Raw genomic sequence first — 21,742 nt, forward strand, 5'->3', positions numbered from 1 at the left:
CTCTCGACACGCATCTCGCAATGCACTGTCAAAAATGTCGATGACAAGCCTGTTGCTTTGTCGTCCGCGAAAGGATCAATCACATGAACTACCAGCCCCGCGGCATCAGCACCCTCCAGGGTCCGTCGTCGTATCAGGACGAGGTCAAGGCGGCCCAGGCGCTCCTCGAGACCCAGCCGACCTGGAACGGCGTGTCGGCCGAGGCCGTCGCGCGCATGCGCCTGCAGAACCGCTTCAGGACCGGCCTCGACGTCGCCCGCTACACCGCGGCGCTGATGCGGGCCGACATGGCGGCCTATGACAAGGACCCGACCAAGTACACGCAGTCGCTGGGCTGCTGGCACGGCTTCATCGCCCAGCAGAAGCTGATCTCGGTCAAGAAGCACTTTGGCGGCAAGACCGATCGCACCTACCTGTATCTCTCGGGCTGGATGATCGCGGCGCTGCGCTCCGAGTTCGGGCCGCTGCCCGACCAGTCGATGCACGAGAAGACTTCGGTGCCGGCGCTGATCGAGGAGCTCTATACCTTCCTGCGCCAGGCGGATTCCCGTGAGCTCAACGACATCTTCCGTTTGCTCGACAAGGCCCGCAAGGAAGGCGACAAGACCCGCGAGCAGGAGCTGATCGCGAAGATCGACAACTTCCAGACCCATGTCGTCCCGGTCATCGCCGACATCGACGCCGGCTTCGGCAACGCGGAAGCGACCTATCTGCTCGCCAAGAAGATGATCGAGGCGGGTGCGTGCGCGCTGCAAATCGAGAACCAGGTCTCGGACGAGAAGCAGTGCGGTCACCAGGACGGCAAGGTCACCGTGCCGCATGAGGTCTTCATCGCGAAGATCCGTGCCTGCCGCCACGCCTTCCTCGAGCTCGGCGTCGAAGACGGCGTCATCGTGACCCGCACCGACTCGCTCGGCGCCGGCCTGACCCAGCAGATCGCGGTCAGCCACAAGCCCGGTGACATCGGTGACCAGTACAACAGCTTCCTGGATTGCGAGGAAATCACCGCGGAGAACGCCCGCAACGGCGACGTCATCATCAACCGCAACGGCAAGATGATGCGTCCGAAGCGGCTGCCCTCGAACCTCTACCAGTTCCGTCCCGGCACCGGCGAAGACCGCTGCGTGCTCGACAGCATCACCTCGCTGCAGAACGGCGCCGACCTGCTCTGGATCGAAACCGAGAAGCCTCATATCGAGCAGATCGCCAAGATGGTCGACCGCATCCGCAAGGTGATTCCGAACGCGAAGCTGGCCTACAACAACTCACCGTCGTTCAACTGGACCCTCAACTTCCGTTGGCAGGTCTACGATGCGATGAAGGAAGCCGGCAAGGACGTCAGCAAGTACAACCGCGCCGAGCTGATGAAGCCGGAATACGACGATACGCCGCTGGCGCAGGAAGCCGACGAGCGTATCCGCACCTTCCAGGCGGATTCGGCCAAGCGTGCCGGCATCTTCCATCACCTGATCACGCTGCCGACCTATCACACGGCTGCGCTGTCCACCGACAACCTCGCCAGGGAATATTTCGGCGACCAGGGCATGCTCGGCTACGTCAAGAACGTCCAGCGTCAGGAGATCCGTCAGGGCATCGCCTGCGCCAAGCACCAGAACATGGCCGGCTCCGACATCGGCGACGACCACAAGGAATATTTCGCCGGCGAGGCTGCCCTGAAGGCGGGCGGTGCGCACAACACGATGAACCAGTTCGGCTAACGCATCACGTTATCCAAGAGGAGACTGACAATGACCAAAGGCAGCAATTTCTGGGTGATCGGCGGCGAGTTCGGTTCGATGAACTTCCACAAGCTCGTCGAAGGCTCGGCCCAGGTGCAGGGTCCGTTCAAGACCCGCACGGAAGCCGAGGACGCCTGGCGCACTGTCTCGGAAGAGAACCGCCACAAGGCCGGCGTCCGCTTCTCCATCGTGGAAGAGCCGTCGCGCGTCTCGGCCTGAAGGGCCCGATTGGCGACCTGAATTAAGAAGACGTCCAAGGACGGATGGTCCCATCCAGGCTCTGCCTGGGTGGGACCGTCTGTTTTTGGCACAGGTCAATCGTCTGTGGGTGCCGTAAGTCTCTGGAATTGCGGACCCTTTGCGGAGGGTTTGGTTGCTGATAGGTTAATGGAGAAAAGTCGAGGACGAGGCCGACAATGTCAGAGCCCGAAACCAGCGGGACCCATCCCGGCCAGCCGCGCCCGGTGCGGCTGCGCGACGCGCTGCTGCGCGCGCGGATCGAGGCCGCCGACCGGACCGGCGTCGTCGTCGATCTCAGGGACGCGGAGGTGGCGCGGCTCGAGATCCTCAACGACGCGCTCGATCCCCTGTTCGCGCAGGTGCCCGACAGTATCGACCTGTTCGACCGCGGCATCAGCCAGGGCGATACGCCGAGACTCTGGATCGACGTCGTCGCCCACATCGTGATGGGGCGCGACAAGCGGATGTACCGCTTCGTCCAGGACACCCGCTTCGGCCGCATCGTGCTCGCCGAATCGCATGACACCGTCGTCCTCGTCGAGGCCATCACCGATTATGTCGCGCGCCGCATGGTCGAGCGCGAGCAGGCCATGGTGGTTCCGCCCGAACCGAAGCCCGAGGTCGCGCCGCCGCCCCGCCGCTCGCGCCTGTGGCCGTTCGTGTTCGGCTTCGTGTTCGGTGCCGCCGCCTTGTTCGGCCTCGCCGTGCTCGCGGCCCTGCGGAGCTGGTGACCAGTTGCTCTGTCCTTCCACGCGAAGCATGAGCCCGGAATCCATCGGGCGGAAGCGCATGGCGACGCATGGATTCCGGGCTCGCGCCTGTCGGCGCGCCCGGGAATGACGGCGAACTAAATCAACCTCACATGCTTGATCTGCCCGATCTGAAATTCCGTCCCGAGGCTCCGCACCGTCTGCTCACAGCGCCAGCCGGCATTGTCCTTCTCGATTCTGAACAGGTTATACGCCGCCGCCGGGTAGTGGCCGTGCGCGAGCGCGGAGGCGGAGGGCACGCCGAGCGCGGGAATGTTGCCGTTGGGACCTTCGAACCACATTGTCGAATGAATGTGGTCGTGCCCGTGCAGGATCAGCTCGACGCCGTGGCGCTTGAGCAGCGCCAGCAGTGCGGCCGAATCTGTCATCCGCTTCTGCCGCGCTTCGGACTTGAGGGGATGGTGGACCAGCAGCACGCGAAAGACGTCCTCGGCCGCGAGCCGCTCGAGCACAGTTGCGAGGGCGGCGAGCTGATCGGGTCCGAGCGTGCCCGTCGCCATCAGCGGCAGGGTCGGCACCGCCGTGGACAGGCTGATCAGCGCGAGCGGCCCGCGCCGCCGCACGGATGGGAAGCCGGTGCTGCCGTCGTCGCCGGCGAGATAGGGCGCAAACGTCTCACTGAAGCGATGCGAGGTGGCGCGGACATAGGCGTCGTGATTGCCGGGAATCGTGGTGACGCGGTCGGGCGGGCCGACACCCTCGAGCCAGGCGCGGGCAGGGGCGAACTCGGCTTCCAGCGCGAGGTTGACGAGATCGCCTGTCACCGCGATGTGGTCGGGCGCCTGCGCCTTCATGTCGGTGACCAGCGCGTCGAGCACCTCACGGCGCTGGTACTTGTGGCGGTTGAGCGTCCAGTTGACGTAGCCGAGCACGCGCTTGCCGGCGAGCTCGATCAGCCGCGGCTGCGGCAAGGGCGCTAGATGCGGATCGGACAGATGGGCGAGCGTGAAGGGGGCCGATATGTTGGGAGTCATGGCGCGCGATTGCCTCGCTATTGCTTTGCTGTAATGGCAAGCTCGCGAGGCCAGTGCAAGCGGGGCCGGGACAGCAGCCTCAAGGAAGCCTGATGGGAGATCGTCTGAACCGCGTTCGACGGAAATTCGAGCCGCTGCTGCTGCGATTCTTCCACGCCTATTTCCTCGTCGTCCGCGGCATGACGCTCGGCGTCCGCGCCGTAGTGCTGGATGCCGAGAATCGGGTGTTTCTGGTCAGGCACAGCTACGTCAGCGGCTGGCACCTGCCCGGCGGCGGCGTCGATTTCGGCGAGACCATGGAGCAGGCGATGCGGCGCGAGCTCAAGGAGGAGGGCGATATCGACCTCACCGGCGAGGCCGTGCTGCACGGTATTTTCCTCAACAGCCACGTCTCCCGCCGCGACCATGTCGCCATCTACGTGGTCAGGCAGTTCAGACAGGATCGCGTGCCCGCGCCCAACCGCGAGATCAGCGAATGCGGGTTCTTCGCGGTCACGGCGTTGCCCGAGGACACCACGCGAGGAACGCGGCTGCGGATCGCCGAAGTGCTGGACGGCGGGCCCCTGATTGCGACGTGGCGCTGAGGGTGGCGTGTGCTAGTAAGCAGCCCGAAAGAGCATCACCGGATGAAGATTGCCAAGTTCGCTTTCGGCCTGATCTGCCTTGCGATCCTCGCCAGCAACATCGTCACGATGTCGCGCTGGAGCGAGGCGCGCGGGGTCTATGACGACATCTGCTATCTCAGGCAGGCGCATCTGTTCCAGCGCCTCGGCATCGGTGGGCTCAACACCAATGCCGCGTTGGACTACGATCATTATTTCGAAGGCAAGTTGAAGGAGATCGCGTTCGCCGAATGGCAGGATCCGATCCGCTGGCCGTGCCACAATCCGATGCCGAGCGGCAAGATCGTGATGCAATATCCGCCGGGCACCGGCTTTCTGCTGGCGCTGTTTCCTGAGGGGCACCAGGTGGTGCCGCTCTACGTTGCCGCGAGCCTGATCGTCTGCGGCCTTGCGCTATCAGGCATTGCCATGGCGCGCACGCTGCCGTCGGTCTTCGGCGCGGGCCTGTTCGGCGCGCTCGCAATCTATCTCATGATCAATCCGGCGAAGGCGAGCTATTCGGTCGCGCCGACCATGGCGCTATGCGCCGTCGCGGGCTTCCTCACGGCGCTGTGGCTGACCAGGGATAAACGCAGCGCGCTGTTGATTGCGCTGATCGGCGTTCTCCTGGGCGCGTCCGTCAATTTCAGATTGCCGAATGCGCTGCTCGCGGCCGGCTATTTCATCTATCTCGGCATTGCCTTCCTGAAGGTGCGGACGCCGTCAGCGTTCGTGCAGGGGCTCGGCCTCGGCCTCGGCGTTCTCGTCGGCATGGCCCCGACCTTGGTCGCCCAGGCCGTCAACGCCGGCAGCCCGCTGGCCACGACCTATGGCAGTGCCGACGTGGTCGCGCCGGCCTTCGACTTCGCCGTGTTCGGCCATTATCTGCGCGACATGCAGTTCGTGCTGATCGTGCTGGCGATCGGCTCCGCAGCCTGGCTCTTGAGGGTGGGCGAGGGCAGCGTGCGTCAGGTGGCCATCGTCGTCGCCGGCAATCTCATCGTCAACCTCGTGTTCTTCCTCAGCCATCCGATCTTCACGCCCTATTACATCGTGCCGATTGCGATGCTCTCGCTGTGGAGCGTCTCGTTCGCCTGGCTGATGCAGCCGGCGCAGGCGCAGCAGGCCGCGGCGCTCCGGCGCGAGCCGGCAAGCCTCGGAGTGCCGTCGCGATGACCTCAACGCAACTTCGCATCGCGGTGCTGGTGCCCTGCTACAACGAGGAAGCGGCGGTCGCCACCGTCGTTGCCGATTTCCGCAAGGCGCTGCCGTCGGCAGCGATCTACGTCTATGACAACAATTCCCGCGACCGCACCGCGACCGTCGCGCGCGAAGCGGGCGCGATCGTGCGCAGCGAGCGCCGGCAGGGCAAGGGCCACGTCGTGCGCCGCATGTTCGCCGACGTCGAGGCCGACGTCTACGTGCTGGTCGACGGCGATGCGACCTATGATGCGCCGAGCGCATCTCGCATGATCGACCGGCTGCTCGATGATCATCTCGACATGGTGGTCGGTCTTCGCGTCGATCAGGTCCAGGCCGCCTACCGGCTCGGCCACCGCACCGGCAACCGCATGCTGACCGGCTTTCTGGCGTCGACCTTCGGTCACGCTTTCAAGGACATCCTGTCCGGCTACCGCGTGTTCTCGCGCCGCTTCGTCAAATCCTTCCCCGTCCTCTCCGACGGCTTCGAGATCGAGACCGAGCTCGCGGTCTATGCGCTGGAACTGTCGCTGCCGGTCGCCGAGATCGAGACCCCCTATTACGCGCGCCCCGAAGGCTCGTTCTCCAAGCTCAACACCTGGCGCGACGGATTTCGCATCCTCGGCACCATGGTGAAGCTCTACCGTTCGGAGCGGCCGTTGCGCTTCTTCACGGTGATCGGAGGCCTGTTGGCGCTGGCGGCGGTGATCCTCGCGATCCCGATCGTGATTACCTTCATCGAGACCGGCCTCGTGCCGCGCCTGCCGACCGCCGTGCTGTCGATGGGCTTGATGATCATGGCCCTGCTCTCGGTGTCTTCTGGGCTCGTGCTCGACACGGTGACGCGAGGGCGTCGGGAGATGAAGATGCTGGCCTATCTGTCCCAACCGACCTTGAAAAGCAGCTGAGCGCCGTCGCTGCCCGATGGACCGCGCTGCGTTCAGGTGCTATCCCGCGAATTGACATGACCGATCTCTCACTGACCATCCTCCCTGAAGCCGCCGGCGACGCCCAGTCGATCGAGCGGCTGCACGAACGCACCTTCGGTCCCGGCCGCTTCGTGCTCAGCGCCTACCGGATCCGCGAGCACGTCGACCATGTGCTCGAATTGTCCTTCACGGCCCGCATCGGCACGCTGCTGGTCGGCTCGGTCAGGCAATTGCCGGTGCTGGTCGGCGAGACGCCGGCGCTGCTGCTCGGCCCGCTCACGGTCGAGCCGCCGTTCCGCGGCCGCGGCGTCGGCCGTCTGCTGATGGAGCGCGCGCTCAAGGACGCGAAGGCGAAAGATCACCGCCTCGTGCTGCTGGTCGGCGACGAGCCCTATTACAGCCGCGTCGGCTTCAAGCCGGTCCCGAAGGGCCGCGTCACCATGCCCGGCCCGGTCGACGCCGCCCGTATCCTGGTGTTCGAGCTCGTCGACGGCGCCTTCGAAGGCGTGTCGGGCCCGGTCGGCCCCGACTGGAGCAAGGCGCGGGCAGGGTAGTCCGGTTCGTAGCCCGGATGAGCGAAGCGACATCCGGGACATCTGCGCCGCAGATGCACCGCCCCGGATATCGCTGCGCTCATCCGGGCTACGAGGCATTGTATTTGGAGTACGACAGCGGCTCCGCAAACTCCGTCATTGCGAGCGGAGCGCGCAGCGAAGCAATCCAGAATCTCTCCGCGGAATGATTCTGGATTGCTTCGTCGCAAGAGCTCCTCGCAATGACGGTGTACCGGGGCCCGTAGGCCCCGGCTTGATCACCGTCAAAACTTGAAGTTCGCGAACGCCCTGACGCCGATGCCGGGCATCAACACCTCATCCTTGGTGTAGGATACGGAGTTGCGGATGTTCTCGTTGAGAAGATTGTTGCCGACGATGCCGGCCATCATCTCGCGCGCACCGAACCAGTTGCGGTCGAGCTTGGTCTTGTAGCTCACCTCGGCCTTCAACAAATTATAGCCCGCCGTCGGCGTCTCCGCGATCACAGCAACGTTGTTCTGTGCGAAGGCGTGCAGCAGGTTGACGCGCATCAGCCAGTTGTCGTCGCGCCAGAACACGCCGCCGCCCATCCGCATCGGCGGAATCCGCGGCACGTTGGTGCCGTCGCTGAAGGTGGCGCGGACGAAATCGAACTGGTTTTCGATGCCCCAGATGCCGCCCTGGAACGCGCCGACGTCGAGCTGCGACTGGAACTCGCCGCCGCGGAAATTGGCATTGCGCTGCGAATACACGGCCTGATTCAGCTCCGCGCCCGGATTGCCGCAGGATGCGAAGTCGTCGTCGCAGGACACGCCGGTGAGGCGGCGGTAGATGAAATTGTCGAAATGCGTGTAGTAGACGGTCGCCTCGAAGCGGAACGGCCCCGTCGCCCTGCGCACGCCGAGCTCGACCGATTTGGCGGTCTCGATCGTGAGGTTTGGATTGCCGATGTCGAAGGTCGCAGTCGCATCGTGGCCGCCGCGGGAAAACAGCTCGGCCGCCTTCGGCGCGCGCTCGACATATTGCGCGGTGATGCTGCCGACCATGCCGCCGGGCAGGTCCTGCAACAGGCCGATGCTGCCGCTCTTCGGCGTGAACGACGGATTGCGCGCGATGCCCGCCTGCGGCGTGCCGTCGGGCAAATAATCGGCCGGGAAGTCCGGCGTCGTGCCGTGCAGCTCGACATGCTCGATGCGACCGGCGATCTGCGCCCGCGTCGCCTCGGTAAACTTGAACTCGTTGAAGGCGTAGCCGGCAACGCGGTTGCTGTTGTTCGGATCCCATAGGCCGTTGAACAGCGTGCCGGGATTGTCCGGGCTCGGCGCGCTCAATTCCTGATGGCCGACCTGGAAGCCCAGCGCCGTCGTCACTTCGGCGAAGCGCGCGTTGAACGGCATCAGCTGCACCTCGGTGCGGATCTCCTGCTCCTTGTTGGTGAAGGTCTGCCTGATACCGTCGCTGTTGAGGTCGGCTGGATCGGCAAGCCCGATCTCGTTGTGCCGGTAATCGGTCGCACCGGCCCAGAAGCGCACCGCGTCGATCGCGGCGGCGTCGGGATGGTACTCGCCCTTGACGTTGATCTTGGTCTGGTGGCCGCCGATCCGTGTCTGGTGGTCGGCGCCGTCGATGCCGGGGATGTGGTAGAGCGAGTCGTTCTGGGTGATCGACGCGCCGATATAGCCGCCCTGAAAGAAATAGGAGCCGCCGATCGAGGCGCCGTCCGAGCGCGTTGCCGAGTTCGGCTGGCGGCCGTTCACGGCGCGCGTCTGGTCGTTCAGATAGGGATAGCTCGGGATGGAATAGTCCGAGGTCGTGCGGCCATAGGCGTCGGCGTGGAAGGCGAAATTGCCGCCGCCGGTGTCGAGCAGCACGCCGCTTTCGACGCCGCGGTCTACCGAAGAGAACGCGGTGCGGGTCTCGGCGGTTACGCAAGGCGACGTCGCGGCGCTCGCGAGCGGAGCTTTGGTCGGCAGGCCGTAAGCCTGGAATGACGGCGCGCAGGCAGGTAGCGCGTCCGGAATCCGGTTGTTGGTGGCGCTGACGACGCCGCCGATCGAGGTCGAGCCGTAGCGCAGCGCGGCGGGCCCGCGCACCACTTCGATCTGGTTGGTCGCAAGCGGATCGATCGGAACGAAATGATCCTCGCCGAGATCGGAGGCGCCGCTCGCATTAGTGCCGTTCTCGACGATGCCGACGCGGTTGACGTCGAGACCCCGGATGATCGGCCGGCTCGATGCCCCGGGCGCGAAGCTCGATCCGGTGATGCCGGGCTTGGAGAACAGGAGATCGCCGAGCTGTCCGCCGCCTTCGCGGCGGATCTCATCGTTCGGCACCACCGTGACCGTCGCGAACTGGTTGGTCACGACTGACAGCACGCCCTGCTGGGGCGCGGCGGGCGCGGAGGCTGCCGGCGCTGCTTCCGCCGTTTGCTCGCGGTTGCGCACCCGCGCGGTCCGCGTGCCGCGGCCGGGATTGCGGGACGGCACCACCGCTCTGCGCACGATCGGGCTCGGCGCCGTCACGGTGACGGCGGGAATCTCGGTCGACGATTTGTCTTGCGCAGGCGTTTGGGCGAAAGCGGGCGTGGCGGCGGCACCGAGCAGGAGCAGGCTTGCTCCGCCAAGACGCTGCGCGCGTCGCGATTGAAATGACATGGTCCTGATTCCAGTCAGGCGCCGTCCGCATGATTGTGTGCTGATCGGAGGCGGCCTGCCGTCGCGGCGCGACGGAATTCGACTTCAACGTCTCCCGGGCACTCTGAGCCCGGGCGTGATCAAGCGATGTTGAGAGTCAGGACGCGGGAGGGGCGCGCGGCTGGAACGCGGTGCGGGCCGATTTGAGATGAAGGAATTCGGCATCGGTGGTGCGGTAGAGCAGCTCGATCGCCTGCGGCAGCAGCAGCACGGGCGGCGTTGCCGATATGACGGTGCCCGCCATCGCGACCACGGCGCAGATTGCGCAATTGTCCTCGCCCGGGTGCTCGCGGTCGGGGCCTGAGGGCGATTGTTTCTGGACCGCGGCACGGTCGTTCGCAGCGCCGCTCTTGGCACTGTTCTTAGTGCTGTCCTTGGCGCCGTCGGTCTGCTGGAACGACGCCTGGACAAGCGGCGTGGCCTGGGCGAACCAGTGGCTGTGGCCGAACGTCAGCGCGAACTGCACCAGCAGCGCGAACAACGCGAGCCGGGCGCCGTGCCTGATATTCGACCGGAACCACTTCATCGGAAAACGCCACCCCGCATCGCGAGATATCGCGATGTAACAATATAACATCGCCCGATCGGTCTGCGGATGTCAATCGCACACAGACCGGCCGGCGCCGGTGGCGGGCCGATGTGTCGTTCGAGCAACGGAGCGAGATCAGCGCCCCTCGCGCACCCAGGTCGCGGCGAACGCACCGAGCAGCAGCAATAGCCCGATCAGGCCGGCGAAGATCGGCAGCACGCCGACGCCCTTGACGACGCTGGCGTCGCGCATCCGCACGCCCATCCAGCCGTCGCCGGCAAACACGCTGGCCGAACGCACCGGCAAGATGCGCGGCAGCTCGACGCTGGCGCCATCGACCACGCGCACGGCGTTGCCGCCGGTCGCCTGCGTCAGCGGCTTCAACGTATCGACGGTCGAGGTGACCTCCGAAAACTCCTTCGGGTTGGTCGGGCCAACATTGATCAGCGCCTTCAGCGTGCCGTCGGTGGCCTGCCACAGGCCGAGCTCGCTTGCGGGAAGGCTGGCGCGCCATTCGCCGGGGTCGCCGGGGCTCAGCGTCAGATCCTGCGACACGCCGGACGGCGAGGTCACGCTCACCGGCTGGACGCTGTCGGCCATGGTCTGGCGCACCACGACGAGGTTCTTGCCTTGCACCTGGAGGCGCAGCGCTTCTTCGTCGAGGTCCGGCTGCTTCATCAGCCAGTGCGACATCCGCCGCAGCAGATCCAGATGCGGGCCGCCGCCCTCATAGCCGCGCGCCCACAGCCAGATGTGGTCGGAGAGCAGAAGCGCGACGCGGCCCTCGCCGAAGCGCGAAAGGAACAGCAGCGGCTTGCCGTCGGCTCCCGTCATCACCGGCGGGTTGACGGAATTGCGGGTGTCGACGGTGCGGAAGAAACGGCTCCAGCGCGGCGGCTCGGAGGCCGAGCCTTCCAGCCCACGCGTGACGGGGTGGCGTTTGCCGACATCGGACAGATGCGCATAGAACGGCTTCTCGGTGACGCCGACCGGTTCGGCAGGCAGCACCGAATCCAGCGGCGTACGCCAGATGCTGGTGTTGGAGGCGTAGTCGGGGCCGGCCGAGACCAGCACCGCGCCGCCGCCGCGCACATAGCGCGCGATGTTGTCGAAATAGGCGATCGGCAGCACGCCCTGGCGGGCGTAGCGGTCGAAGATGATCAGCTGGAATTCGTTGATCTTCTGCTGGAACAGCTCGCGGGTCGGAAACGCGATCAGCGACAATTCGTTGATCGGCGTGCCGTCCTGCTTCTCCGGCGGACGCAGAATGGTGAAGTGCACGAGATCGACGCTGGCGTCGGACTTGAGCAGATTGCGCCAGGTGCGCTCGCCCGAATGCGGCTCGCCCGAAACCAGCAGCACGCGCAGCTTGTCGCGGACGCCGTCGATGGCGACGACCGCGCGGTTGTTCACGGCCGTCAGCTCTCTCTCGAGCGGCGAGGCCTCGATCTCGACGATGTTGGGACCGGCATGCTTGATGTCGACGTCAACGCTCGCGGCCTGGCCGCTCGAGAGCGTGCGTTCATTGATGACCTCGCCGTCCCGGCGGATCGTGACCTTGGCGCGCTCGCCCGTAACGCCCTGGTCGTCGAGCCGGTAGCTGATGGTCTGGGTCTGGCCGACGATGCCGAAGCGCGGCGCCGCCGTGATCGCGATGCGCCGGTCGCGCTCGTCCTTCTGGCCGGTGATCAGCGCATGCACCGGCGCCTGGAAGCCGAGCGCGGCGGCGTTCGCCGGAATGTCGTGGACGCGGCCATCGGTGATCAGGAACGCGCCGGCGACGCGGTCGACCGGCACGTCCGACAAGGCTGAGGCGAGGGCGCCGAACAGCTTGGTGCCGTCGGTCTCGCCGTCGGCCTGTGCGGCCTCGACGACGCGCACCTCCAGCCCCTTGATCTTCTTCAGGCCGTCGACCAGCGCTTCCTGCGCTTGCGCAGCTTCGCGATTGCGGTTGCCGAAATTCTGGCTCGGGCTCTTGTCGACGACGACGGCGGCCACCGAGGTGAGGGGATCGCGGTCCTCGCGGGTGAAGGAGGGATTGGCGAGCGCCAGCAGGAACAGCGCCAGCGCGGCCACGCGCACCGCCGCGCCGCGCGCGCGCGCCACCAGCAGCACGATCGCGATGACGACGATCGCGGCGAGCGCGATCCACAGCACGATCGCGGGGACAAGCGGTGTGAACGCGATACCGTAGTTCATATCGATCCTATTGCCCCAGCCGTTCGATCAGCGCGGGAGCATGCACCTGGTCGGCCTTGTAATTGCCGGTCAGCGTGTACATCACGATGTTGGCGCCAGCGCGGTAGGCGAATTCACGCTGGCGCGTGTCTCCGCCGGTCACCGGCAGCATGGCCTGGCCGTCGGGCCGCACCGCCCAGGCGCCGGCAAGGTCGTTCGAGGTGATGATGATCGGCGAGACGCCGTCGCCGCCGCGGGCCGGCCGCTGCGCGTTGTCCTCGTCGTCGTCGCGCGGCAGGGCCTCGACCCAGGTCTGGCCGGTGACGAAGCGGCCGGGGAAGTCGCGCAGCAAATAGAAGGTCTTGGTTAGCACGTGCTCGCGCGGCACCGGCTCCAGCTCGGGCACGTCGAGCGACGACAGGATCTCGCGCAGCGTCTGCATCCCCGGGGTCTGCGCGGCGCCGTTGGCGCCGGGCGGCGCTTCGATCGCGTCGCGGGTGTCGAACAGCACGGTGCCGCCCTGCTTCATGTAGGCGTCGATCTTGTTGATGGCGTCCTGCGGCGGCTTGGGCGCGCCCGGCACGATCGGCCAGTAGATCAGCGGGAAGAAGGCGAGCTCGTCGCGCGCGGGATCGATGCCGACGGGATCGCCGGCTTCGAGTGCGGTGCGCTGCGCCAGGAACAGCGTCAGTCCTGATAGCCCGGCCTTGACGATGGAATCGACGTCGGCATTGCCTGTCACGACATAGGCGAGGCGGGTCTGCGACGTCGCCTTCATCGCGAAATCGTCCGTAGCGCTGTCCGCGCGTGACGGCGCGGGCGAGAGTGAGGCGAACAGCAGGCCGAGGACGATCATCGCGGGCGCCGCACGGCGCCGCAGCAGCGCGGCGATCCCGCCGCCGAGCACCGCGACGATGATGGCGTCGACCAGGAATAGCGCCAGCGCCGTCGACAGCAGCCAGCCGCGCAGGTCCCGCGGCTCGGCATTGGTGTAGGTGGCGTGCCGGGCGCGCAGGCCCGTGGTATTCAGCGCGGCGATGCGGTCGGCGCTGGCAAGCGTGTTCACGGCGAGCGGTCCTTCGGCCGGGCCATAGAAGCCCGGCGGATGATCTGACGTGGCGCGGTCGCGGTAATCCGCGGGCAGCGGCTTTGCGGTGGCCGGCGGCGGCCCGAAGGCGCCGAAGCCGTCGAGGATGTGCAGCGGCGCCACCGTCTCAGCGGTCGCCTCGCCGGCGACGCCTGCGCCGGGCTTGGAGGTGTAGCCGGACATGTCGACCACCCGCCGCAGCATTTCGACGAAGGTGCCTGACATCGGCAGATCCGACCAGCGCATGTCGGCGCTGACGTGGAACAGGCTGACCAGCCCCTTGCCGCGATGCTCGCCGGTCACCAGCGGCGTGCCGTCTTCCAGCGAGGCCCAGCTCTTGGTGGCGAGCACCGCATCGGGCTCGGCCAGCACCTGACGGCTCACGGTCACGTCCTTGGGGACCACGACGCCGGCAAACGGGCCGTCGGCGGCAAAGGAGGCCAGATGCTGCGGCTTCTCCCAGGTCAGGCTGCCGCCGAGCGTGCGGCCGCCCTTGCGCAGCTTGACCGGCACCAGATCGTCTTCGGCCTGCGCCAGCCGGGGGCCCGCGAACCGCACTAGCACGCCGCCCTGATCGATCCAGGCATTGAGGCGCTCGCGCAGCTCCGGCGCGATGGTGCCGACATCGGCGAGGATGATCATCGGCAGCTTCTGGTCCAAGAATTGTGTGATGCCCTGCTGCGGCGAGCCCTTGTCGGCGAGCCTGACGTCGGCGAAGGGCGCCAGCGCGCGGGTGAGGTAGAAGGTCGGCGCCAGCAGCGGTTGCGCGGTCTCGCTGGATGCGCCCGACACGATGCCGATGGCACGACGGCGCCAGCGCTTGTCGAGCAGCTGCACCGCGCCGGCGGAGCGCTCGCCCGAGATCTCGAGCCGCGTAATGTCGTTGCGCAGCTCGACCGGCAGATCGAACGCAGCGTCGGTCTCCTTGTCCTGCGGACCGAATGAATAACGGGCTTCGCCGATTGGCGAAGCCTTCTGGTCCAGCGCGCGCACGGTGCCGGTCGCGATGCCGCTGTCGGTGCGCAGCACCTTCACCGTCATCTTCGCCGCCGCGTTCTCGGCCGCGACCAGCGCCAGCGGCGAGGAGGTGCCGCCTTCGAAGATGGTCAGGCTGCGATCGCCGATGGTCTTGCCGAGGCCGGCAACGAAGTCCTCGCCGCGGCCGGTGTCGACGCCGTCGGACAGCCAGGCGATCTCGCAGTCGCCGGTGGCTTTGAGGAAACGGTCGACCGCGGCCAGCGTCTCGACACGATCGATCGAATAGGGCTTTGGCGCGAGCTGCCGCAGCGCGACGCGCGCGGCGCCCGCCGGCATCAGGGTGATGTCGCGGTTCGGTTCGGACAGCGGCACCAGCGCGATCGCGCGGCGGTCGTTGTCGGCATTGGCGATCAGCTCGTCGGCGGCCCTGATCCTGACGTCCCAGTGCGACGCCGCGCTCCAGCCGTCGTCGAGCATGATCATCAGCGGCGCCTTGCTGTCGGCTGCGCCCGTTTGCGGATTCCAGATCGGGCCGGCGGCCGCGAAGATGACGAGAGCCGCAGCCAGGAGGCGCAATGCGGTCAGCCACCACGGCGTCCGCGAGGGTGTCTCCTCCCGCGGGGCGATGTCGAACAGCAGGCGCGTCGGCGGAAACTCGATGCGGCGCGGCCGCGGCGGCATGACGCGCAACAGCCACCACAGCACAGGCAGGCTGACGAGGCCGATCAGGAGCAGCGGTTCGGTGAAGGCGAGCGGCAGTCCCATCATGCGGCCGGCCCCGCCTTGATCGTCGTGGTGCGGGCGCCCGATTTGCTCACCTGCATGCCGGCATGCAGGAACAGCAGCAGCTCGGCGGCGGAGCGGTCGGTGGCGTGCGTGGTGAACAGCCAGTCCAGCTTGTTGGTCTCGGCGCGAATCTGGTCGCGGTGCAGCGCCAGCCGCGTGGTGTAATCCTGCGCCCAGCTTTCGGCGCGGCCGGCGGTGATGACGCCGAAGCCTTCGGGCTCGACGAACTCGACGCGGCCGGAATAGGGGAACGATTCCTCGGCGGGATCGACGATCTGCACCAGCGTGCCATGCGCGCCGGAGCCTGAGAGGCCTGCGAGCGTCGTCCTGATCTCCGCGATCGGCGACCAGAAGTCCGACAGCACGATCGTCTCGGCCAGCGCCGCCGGCACGAAGGACGGCGGCAGGCTCAGCCGGTCGGCATCGTCATGCAGCATCGCCTGCGCCATCTTGTCGATGATGCTGCGGCTCGTGGTCGGCGCCATCAGGCCGGGAATGCCGACGCGTTCGCCGCCGGCGACGAGCAACTCGGCCAGCGCGAAGGCGACGATCAGCGTGCGCTCGAGCTTTGACTCGCGCGCGGTCTTCGAGGCGAACGCCATCGACGGCGAACGGTCCGGCCAGATCCACACCGTGTGCGAGGCTTCCCATTCGAGCTCGCGGACATAGAGATGGTCGTCGCGCGCCGAGCGGCGCCAATCGACGTTCTGCGCCGGCTCGCCGGAGACGAAGCGGCGGTATTGCCAGAAATTCTCGCCGGAGCCGGCGCGGCGGCGGCCGTGCAGGCCATGGATGACGTTGGCGGCGATGCGGCGGGCTTCGAGCACCAGGCGCGGCAAGGAGGCTGCGAGCGTGCGGCTTTCACCATCGGCACGTCGGATCGCGATGATCTCCTTCGCTGGGTGCCCGTTCTCCGCTGCCATCAACCGATCCGCGTCTTGAGCTGCTTGATCACGTCCGGAATCGTGCGGCCTTCGGCGCGCGCCTGGAACGTCAGCGCCATGCGGTGCTTCAGCACGGGTTCGGCGAGGTCGAGCACGTCGTCGACCGAGGGCGCTAGCCGTCCGTCGATCAGCGCACGCGCACGCACCGCCAGCATCAGCGATTGGCTGGCGCGCGGGCCGGGGCCCCAGGCGATGAACTTGCCGGCTTCGCCGGCGTCCGAACCCGGGCGGGCCGAGCGCACCAGCGACAGGATCGCCTCCACCACGGAATCGCCGACCGGCAGGCGCCGGATCAGCCGCTGCGCGGTGATCAGCGCGTCCGCCGTCATCGATCCCCTCGCCAGCGTTTCCTCGGCGCCGGTGGTCTCGAACAGGATGCGGCGCTCGGCGTCGCGATCGGGATAGTCGACGTCGATCTCCATCAGGAAACGGTCGAGCTGCGCTTCGGGCAGCGGATAGGTGCCCTCCTGCTCCAGCGGGTTCTGCGTCGCGAGCACGTGGAACGGCTTCGGCAGATCGTGGCGCGCGCCGGCCACCGTGATGTGCTGCTCCTGCATCGCCTGCAGCAGCGCTGATTGCGTGCGCGGGCTGGCGCGGTTGATCTCGTCGGCCATCAGAAGCTGCGCGAACACCGGACCCGAGATGAAGCGGAAGGCGCGCTTGCCTGCGGTGCTCTCGTCCAGCACCTCGGCGCCGAGAATGTCCGACGGCATCAGGTCGGGCGTGAACTGGATGCGCTTGGCATCCAGGCCGAGCGTGACGCCGAGCGTCTCGACCAGCTTGGTCTTGGCAAGGCCCGGCACGCCGATCAGCAGCGCATGGCCGCCGGAGAGGATGGTGACCAGCGTGTTCTCGATCACGCGATCCTGGCCGAAGATGACGGACCCGATCGCATCCTTCGCCGCGCGAATCTGGCTCGACACCTGCTCGGCCGAACGAACGATCCCGTCCTCGAGTTTCTCGACACTCTCCGCCATCAGTCTAGCTCCTTCAGCCCGCCATGCTGCTTGCCTGGGCCGTCATGTCATCGCATTTGGTCATCACGTCAGATCATGGCGCCTATGCTAGACTTGCAGGAAGGCCATGTATTCGTTGAATTAACCTATCCCCACCTTATCGGCTTCGGGTTATGTACGGCATCACGAAGTGGCGACCTTGCACACCGGACTAATCCGGGGTGGAACCGTGCACCCGAGTACAACGTAGACCTGCACCAATCGTGCCAAAGGACAAAGTCAGGGCAAACCATGGCGAACCAAGGGCAGAGTGGCGATCGCGGTCTTGAGGGGCTGACTGTTGCCGCCAAAAGTGCTGCCAATAGCGAAGGCGCCAAGAAGGGGCTGCCTCCGGTGCATCTGTGGGATCCGCCGTTTTGCGGCGATCTCGACATCCGAATCGCCTCAGATGGTACTTGGTTCTATTTGGGGACGCCAATCGGGCGTCCCGCTCTGGTCCGGCTGTTCTCGACCGTCCTCAAGCGCGAGGGCGACAAGCATTTCCTGGTCACGCCGGTGGAGAAGGTCGGCATCCGCGTCGACGATGCGCCCTTCATGGCGGTCGAGATGCAGAAGGACGGCGAGGGAGAGCATCGCGTGCTGCGCTTCCGCACCAATGTCGATGACTGGGTCACCTGCGATGCCGCGCATGGCTTGCGTTTCGAGCAGGCCGAGGACGGCGGGCTGACGCCCTACCTGCATGTTCGCGCCGATCTCTGGGCCAAGGTCACACGAGCGCTCTACTACGATCTGGTTGACATGGGCGAGGAGCGGATGGTCGATGGCCAGCCGATGTTCGGCGTCGAATCATCGGGCGAATTCTTCGCCATGGCCGATGCGGAGCAGGTGAGGGCCGCGCTTTGAACAAGCCTATCCCCAGAAGCGATCCCGCCATCATGGGCGCGGCGGATTTCTTCGCCCGCTCGAAGACGAAGCTCGGCTTCGACGTTCCGCTCGGCCTCTACGATCCGAACATCATTCCGGCTTCGGGCGATCCCGGCACCGACAAGATGCTCGAGATCGTCGCGCGCGAGCAGCCGGTGCGCCCCGCGGCGGTCCTGATCGCGGTGGTCGATCATCCCGAGCCGACCATCCTGCTGACACAGCGCTCGGCGCATCTCAACGACCATGCCGGCCAGATCGCTTTCCCCGGCGGCAAGATCGACGCGACCGATTCCTCGCCGCTGGACGCGGCGCTGCGCGAGGCCGAGGAGGAGGTCGGGTTGTCCAGAGACTTCGTCGAGCCGCTCGGCTATCTCGATCTCTACGGCACCGCCTTCGGTTTCCGCATCCTGCCGACGGTCGCGAGGGTCAGGCCCGGCTTCGAGCTCACCATCAACCGTTCCGAGGTTGATGACGCGTTCGAGGTGCCGCTATCCTTCTTGATGAATCCGGTGAACCATCAGGTGCACAGCAAGGAATTCCGCGGGATGGAGCGGTCCTATTACGCGATGCCGTTTGCGGAACGCTACATCTGGGGTGCGACGGCGGGCATGCTGCGTGTGCTGTATGAGCGGATCTATTCATCATGATCCGGCCGGTTCTGACCGAGATCGGAATCTTCCTCGTTCCCTTTGCCGTCTATGCGCTGTTCCTGGCCGCGACGCGCTCCGGCCTGTTCGCGCGATCGTCCTGGCCGGTGACCGTCGTTGCGCGGCTCGTCCTTGCCGCGCTGGTGCTGGTGATCGCGGGGCTGATCGGCTTTGCGCATTTCTCCGGCGCCGCCCCGGATTCGACCTACGTTCCCGCCCATATCGAGAACGGCCGGCTGGTGCCGGGCGTGGAAAAATAGGGGCCGCACGATGAGCGCGGAGCCGATAGTTGCCCCGATTCTTGCCGATGCGCCCTGGCTGACCGCGGGCGGGACCGCGCGCGTCCTGCAATTGCTCAACGCTGACGGCGAGGAGGCGCGGGTGGTCGGCGGCGCCGTGCGCAACGCGCTGCTCGGCCTTCAGCCCGGCGACATCGACATCGCGACCACGGCGCGGCCGGAGGAGGTGATCCGGCGCGCCAAGGCTGCCGGCATCAAGAGCGTGCCGACCGGCATCGACCACGGCACAGTCACGCTGGTCATCGACAGCCACCCCTATGAAGTCACCACGCTGCGCGAGGACACCGAGACCTTCGGCCGCAAGGCCAAGGTCGCGTTCGGCCGCGACTGGGTGAAGGATGCCGAGCGGCGCGATTTCACCATGAACGGCCTCTCGGTCGATGCGCGCGGCGTCGTCTACGACCATGTCGGCGGCATCGCGGATGCCAAAGCGCGCCGCGTGCGCTTCATCGGCGATCCCGACCAGCGCATCGCGGAGGATTATCTGCGTATCCTGCGCTTCTTCCGCATCCACGCCGCCTTCGGTGCCGGCGATCCCGACCGCGACGGCTATCTCGCTTGCATCCGGGGGCGTGCGGGTCTGGCCAACCTCTCGGCCGAGCGGGTGCGGATGGAGATGCTGAAGCTGCTGGTGGCCGGCGGCGCGTCCGCGGCAGTGCTGGCCATGGCCGAGGGCGGATTGCTGCAAGCGCTGACCGGCGGCGTCGCCTATACCGGGCCGTTGTCGGCGATGATCGCGATCGAGCGCGAACTCGGCCTCACTGCGAGCAGCACGCGGCGCCTCGCCGCGCTGACCGTCGCCGTGACCGAAGATGCCAAGCGGGTCGTCGCGCGGCTGCGGCTCTCCAATGCCGAAACCAAGGCACTGGATTCGATGGGCCATCGCTGGTGGCGCTTCGCCACCAAGGACGAGGCCAACGGGCGGCGTCTGCTCTATCGGCTCGGCCCCGAACGTTATCACGATCGTGTGTTGCTGGGCTGGGCGCGGGCCGGCGGCGACGTCACCTCAACGCACTGGCGCGCGCTCGCAGAACTGCCGCAGCGCTGGACTGCGCCGAAATTTCCGCTCAAGGCCGCCGACTTCATCGCGCGCGGTCTGGCGGAGGGACCCGCGCTTGGACACGTGTTGACGCTCGCCGAGGACGCTTGGCTTGCGGCGGATTTTCCACTAGATGATGCCGCGCTCGCTACCATCGCCGATCAAGCTGCGGCCCGCATCAGCCGCGACGAGAGAACGTGACCATCGTCTCAGGCTTCGCCGACATCTCGATCTTTCAGCTCCTGCTGGTCGCGTTGATGGCGTTGTTTGCTTCGATCATCGGTGGTCTCGCCGGCTATGGCACCGGCGCCCTGATGCCGCTGGTGCTGGTGCCGCTGGTCGGCGCCGAGCCCGTGGTGCCGATCATCGCGATCTCCGCGATGTTCACCAATTCGAGCCGTGCACTTGCCTATATTCGTTATGCCGATCGCCGCCGCGCGCTGATCGTGCTCGCCTGCGCAGGCCTGACGACCGCACTCGGCGCCTATGGCTATACCCGCCTCACCAACGCCGGCGCGGCACTGGTGATCGGCTCGATGCTGATCCTCAGCGTGCCGCTGCGCCGCGTGCTCCGCCGCCGAAAGGTCAGGATCGGCGACAGCGGCCTTGCCGCTGGCTCGGTGGGTTACGGCGTGCTGGTCGGCGGTACCTCCGGCTCCGGCGTGATCCTGCTCTCGCTCCTGATGGCCGCGGGCCTCGAAGGCGCCGCCGTGATCGCAACGGACGCCATGATCTCGCTCGGTACCGGCCTGATCAAGATCTCGGTGTTCGGCCTGGCCGGCGCCGTCACCGCGCAGGTGCTCGCCCTCGCGCTGCTGATCGGCGCGATCGCGATCCCCGGCGCGTTCCTGGCAAAAGCTTTTGTGGAGCGGATGCCGCTGCACATCCACACCGCGATCCTCGATGTCGCGGTGATCACCGGCGGGCTGGTGATGATCTCGGCGGCGGCGAGGCAGTTGATCGCGTAGACGACCCGGCTCAGCGCACAGTCGCATCGGGCGCTGCGTTCAACGGCGCTCCCCCGACCGATATCGGGCCGGTCGGGGCCGTTGCGCGCGGTGGCTTCTTTTGCTTCGGGGCGACGCGCGCTGTCGCTGCTGGCGCAACGGGAGGCACTGAAGCCGATGGCATCGCGGCACTGGGGGCAGCCAGCGGAGCCGGTGTGACCGATGCCTGCGGGGCCGGGCTCCTCACTGCGTCAATTTTCGAGCTGAGGTTGGCAAGTTGACTTACGATCGCCTTCAATTGCTCTTGCTGATCGGCGATGGCCCTGTCGATCGCCGCCAGGTCGTCGGCCGTCTTTTGTTGCGCGGCGAGCAGGTCGGTCATGATCGCCTTGTCATTGGATCTGCTGTCGGCGTCCCCATCCTCGCGTCCGGCGGACTGACTGAACAATCCCGGGTTCAGCCAGACGTAACCTGCCCCTGCGCCTGCGAGCGCCAGGACACCGGCCACGAAGAGCGCAAACGGCCATCGGCGACGCGGCGCGGGCACAAAGGGCGGTGGGTCCACAACTGGCCAATTCGGAGGCGATTCGATGCTCATCCGAACGTCCTAGTCAGCCTTTTCGTCCAACGCAATTGGTGCGGCAGCGATCGGCAGCCGTGAGCAAGGGACGCCCGGCAGCACCACGCTGCGGCCGCCGATGCCGATGGACGTGATGTCGGCGCAGCGCTGCCGGATCGGCAAGACGGA

General features: G+C 66.6%; 20 protein-coding genes. 12 read left to right on the plus strand and 8 right to left on the minus strand.

Features of this window, described 5'->3' with window-relative positions:
• Positions 1-83: 83 nt before the first annotated feature.
• The 3 genes from IVB24_RS12730 (at position 84) to IVB24_RS12740 (ending at position 2,710) form a co-directional block, all read left to right on the plus strand.
• A complete protein-coding gene (locus IVB24_RS12730; protein ID WP_140477562.1) occupies positions 84-1,718 on the plus strand; it encodes an isocitrate lyase in 1,635 nt (544 codons plus the stop codon).
• A 30-nt stretch (positions 1,719-1,748) separates the two neighbouring features.
• Positions 1,749-1,958: a hypothetical protein gene (locus IVB24_RS12735; protein ID WP_094975753.1), complete on the plus strand. Its 210-nt coding sequence runs from the start codon at positions 1,749-1,751 to the stop codon at positions 1,956-1,958.
• Between the two features lie 197 nt (positions 1,959-2,155).
• Positions 2,156-2,710, plus strand: a complete 555-nt coding sequence (locus tag IVB24_RS12740; RefSeq protein WP_247773079.1) for a hypothetical protein — start codon at positions 2,156-2,158, stop codon at positions 2,708-2,710.
• Positions 2,711-2,826: 116 nt separating this feature from the next.
• On the opposite strand, the gene IVB24_RS12745 is transcribed toward IVB24_RS12740, so the two are convergent.
• Positions 2,827-3,723 carry a metallophosphoesterase gene (locus IVB24_RS12745; RefSeq protein WP_247773080.1) on the minus strand — a complete coding sequence of 299 codons (897 nt, stop codon included), beginning with the start codon at positions 3,721-3,723 and terminating at the stop codon, positions 2,827-2,829.
• Positions 3,724-3,815: 92 nt separating this feature from the next.
• Between IVB24_RS12745 and IVB24_RS12750 the strand changes: the two genes are divergently transcribed.
• From IVB24_RS12750 to IVB24_RS12765, 4 genes are read left to right on the plus strand one after another with little or no spacing between them, the layout of a single operon-like run.
• Positions 3,816-4,307 (plus strand): NUDIX domain-containing protein, encoded by a 492-nt coding sequence (locus IVB24_RS12750; protein ID WP_247773081.1) that lies wholly within the window; start codon positions 3,816-3,818, stop codon positions 4,305-4,307.
• A 42-nt stretch (positions 4,308-4,349) separates the two neighbouring features.
• A complete protein-coding gene (locus tag IVB24_RS12755) occupies positions 4,350-5,501 on the plus strand; it encodes a hypothetical protein (RefSeq protein ID WP_247773082.1) in 1,152 nt (383 codons plus the stop codon).
• The gene (locus IVB24_RS12760) at positions 5,498-6,433 is read left to right on the plus strand and encodes a glycosyltransferase family 2 protein (protein ID WP_094975748.1); all 936 of its coding nucleotides are present in this window, start codon (positions 5,498-5,500) and stop codon (positions 6,431-6,433) included. Before IVB24_RS12755 ends, IVB24_RS12760 begins: the two co-directional genes overlap by 4 nt.
• 56 nt (positions 6,434-6,489) lie before the next feature.
• Positions 6,490-7,008 carry an N-acetyltransferase gene (locus tag IVB24_RS12765; RefSeq protein ID WP_094975747.1) on the plus strand — a complete coding sequence of 173 codons (519 nt, stop codon included), beginning with the start codon at positions 6,490-6,492 and terminating at the stop codon, positions 7,006-7,008.
• Between the two features lie 263 nt (positions 7,009-7,271).
• Here the strand turns inward: IVB24_RS12765 and IVB24_RS12770 are convergent, their stop codons facing one another.
• The 6 genes from IVB24_RS12770 to IVB24_RS12795 form a co-directional block, all read right to left on the minus strand.
• Entirely contained in the window at positions 7,272-9,641 is a 2,370-nt protein-coding gene (locus IVB24_RS12770) for a TonB-dependent receptor (RefSeq protein WP_247773083.1), read from the minus strand.
• 136 nt (positions 9,642-9,777) lie between these two features.
• Positions 9,778-10,206 (minus strand): DUF2946 domain-containing protein, encoded by a 429-nt coding sequence (locus IVB24_RS12775; RefSeq protein WP_247773084.1) that lies wholly within the window; start codon positions 10,204-10,206, stop codon positions 9,778-9,780.
• Positions 10,207-10,344: 138 nt separating this feature from the next.
• Positions 10,345-12,408: a hypothetical protein gene (locus IVB24_RS12780; protein ID WP_247773085.1), complete on the minus strand. Its 2,064-nt coding sequence runs from the start codon at positions 12,406-12,408 to the stop codon at positions 10,345-10,347.
• Between the two features lie 7 nt (positions 12,409-12,415).
• Entirely contained in the window at positions 12,416-15,220 is a 2,805-nt protein-coding gene (locus IVB24_RS12785) for a DUF4159 domain-containing protein (protein ID WP_247773086.1), read from the minus strand.
• Positions 15,217-16,161, minus strand: a complete 945-nt coding sequence (locus IVB24_RS12790; RefSeq protein WP_094975742.1) for a DUF58 domain-containing protein — start codon at positions 16,159-16,161, stop codon at positions 15,217-15,219. Before IVB24_RS12790 ends, IVB24_RS12785 begins: the two co-directional genes overlap by 4 nt.
• A complete protein-coding gene (locus tag IVB24_RS12795; protein ID WP_140477570.1) occupies positions 16,161-17,159 on the minus strand; it encodes a MoxR family ATPase in 999 nt (332 codons plus the stop codon). Before IVB24_RS12795 ends, IVB24_RS12790 begins: the two co-directional genes overlap by 1 nt.
• Positions 17,160-17,429: 270 nt before the next feature.
• On the opposite strand from IVB24_RS12795, the gene IVB24_RS12800 reads away from it, so the two are divergent.
• The 5 genes from IVB24_RS12800 to IVB24_RS12820 are packed head-to-tail and all read left to right on the plus strand — an operon-like array spanning position 17,430 to position 21,015.
• Positions 17,430-18,041, plus strand: coding sequence for a DUF1285 domain-containing protein (locus IVB24_RS12800; protein WP_247773087.1), 612 nt, complete (start codon positions 17,430-17,432; stop codon positions 18,039-18,041).
• Entirely contained in the window at positions 18,038-18,709 is a 672-nt protein-coding gene (locus IVB24_RS12805) for a CoA pyrophosphatase (RefSeq protein WP_247773088.1), read from the plus strand. The genes IVB24_RS12800 and IVB24_RS12805 overlap by 4 nt, the downstream gene beginning before the upstream one ends.
• Entirely contained in the window at positions 18,706-18,969 is a 264-nt protein-coding gene (locus IVB24_RS12810; RefSeq protein ID WP_094975738.1) for a DUF6111 family protein, read from the plus strand. Before IVB24_RS12805 ends, IVB24_RS12810 begins: the two co-directional genes overlap by 4 nt.
• A gap of 10 nt (positions 18,970-18,979) precedes the next feature.
• Entirely contained in the window at positions 18,980-20,248 is a 1,269-nt protein-coding gene (locus IVB24_RS12815) for a CCA tRNA nucleotidyltransferase (protein ID WP_247773089.1), read from the plus strand.
• The gene (locus IVB24_RS12820) at positions 20,245-21,015 is read left to right on the plus strand and encodes a sulfite exporter TauE/SafE family protein (protein WP_094975736.1); all 771 of its coding nucleotides are present in this window, start codon (positions 20,245-20,247) and stop codon (positions 21,013-21,015) included. Before IVB24_RS12815 ends, IVB24_RS12820 begins: the two co-directional genes overlap by 4 nt.
• 10 nt (positions 21,016-21,025) lie before the next feature.
• On the opposite strand, the gene IVB24_RS12825 is transcribed toward IVB24_RS12820, so the two are convergent.
• A complete protein-coding gene (locus IVB24_RS12825) occupies positions 21,026-21,592 on the minus strand; it encodes a hypothetical protein (protein WP_247773090.1) in 567 nt (188 codons plus the stop codon).
• Positions 21,593-21,742: the final 150 nt, after the last annotated feature.

The organism is Bradyrhizobium sp. 192, from assembly GCF_023100965.1.
GTDB classification, from domain to species: Bacteria; Pseudomonadota; Alphaproteobacteria; order Rhizobiales; family Xanthobacteraceae; genus Bradyrhizobium; species Bradyrhizobium symbiodeficiens.

Bases quoted from the DNA above. Each gene is read 5' to 3' on its own strand.
- IVB24_RS12785 (WP_247773086.1), bottom strand. From the start codon at position 15,220: ATGATGGGACTGCCGCTCGCCTTCACCGAACCGCTGCTCCTGATCGGC.
- IVB24_RS12740 (WP_247773079.1), top strand. From the start codon at position 2,156: ATGTCAGAGCCCGAAACCAGCGGGACCCATCCCGGCCAGCCGCGCCCG.
- IVB24_RS12815 (WP_247773089.1), top strand. From the start codon at position 18,980: ATGAGCGCGGAGCCGATAGTTGCCCCGATTCTTGCCGATGCGCCCTGG.
- IVB24_RS12745 (WP_247773080.1), bottom strand. From the start codon at position 3,723: ATGACTCCCAACATATCGGCCCCCTTCACGCTCGCCCATCTGTCCGAT.
- IVB24_RS12795 (WP_140477570.1), bottom strand. From the start codon at position 17,159: ATGGCGGAGAGTGTCGAGAAACTCGAGGACGGGATCGTTCGTTCGGCC.
- IVB24_RS12800 (WP_247773087.1), top strand. From the start codon at position 17,430: ATGGCGAACCAAGGGCAGAGTGGCGATCGCGGTCTTGAGGGGCTGACT.
- IVB24_RS12760 (WP_094975748.1), top strand. From the start codon at position 5,498: ATGACCTCAACGCAACTTCGCATCGCGGTGCTGGTGCCCTGCTACAAC.
- IVB24_RS12730 (WP_140477562.1), top strand. From the start codon at position 84: ATGAACTACCAGCCCCGCGGCATCAGCACCCTCCAGGGTCCGTCGTCG.
- IVB24_RS12825 (WP_247773090.1), bottom strand. From the start codon at position 21,592: ATGAGCATCGAATCGCCTCCGAATTGGCCAGTTGTGGACCCACCGCCC.
- IVB24_RS12780 (WP_247773085.1), bottom strand. From the start codon at position 12,408: ATGAACTACGGTATCGCGTTCACACCGCTTGTCCCCGCGATCGTGCTG.
- IVB24_RS12735 (WP_094975753.1), top strand. From the start codon at position 1,749: ATGACCAAAGGCAGCAATTTCTGGGTGATCGGCGGCGAGTTCGGTTCG.
- IVB24_RS12770 (WP_247773083.1), bottom strand. From the start codon at position 9,641: ATGTCATTTCAATCGCGACGCGCGCAGCGTCTTGGCGGAGCAAGCCTG.
- IVB24_RS12765 (WP_094975747.1), top strand. From the start codon at position 6,490: ATGACCGATCTCTCACTGACCATCCTCCCTGAAGCCGCCGGCGACGCC.
- IVB24_RS12790 (WP_094975742.1), bottom strand. From the start codon at position 16,161: ATGGCAGCGGAGAACGGGCACCCAGCGAAGGAGATCATCGCGATCCGA.
- IVB24_RS12775 (WP_247773084.1), bottom strand. From the start codon at position 10,206: ATGAAGTGGTTCCGGTCGAATATCAGGCACGGCGCCCGGCTCGCGTTG.
- IVB24_RS12750 (WP_247773081.1), top strand. From the start codon at position 3,816: ATGGGAGATCGTCTGAACCGCGTTCGACGGAAATTCGAGCCGCTGCTG.
- IVB24_RS12755 (WP_247773082.1), top strand. From the start codon at position 4,350: ATGAAGATTGCCAAGTTCGCTTTCGGCCTGATCTGCCTTGCGATCCTC.
- IVB24_RS12810 (WP_094975738.1), top strand. From the start codon at position 18,706: ATGATCCGGCCGGTTCTGACCGAGATCGGAATCTTCCTCGTTCCCTTT.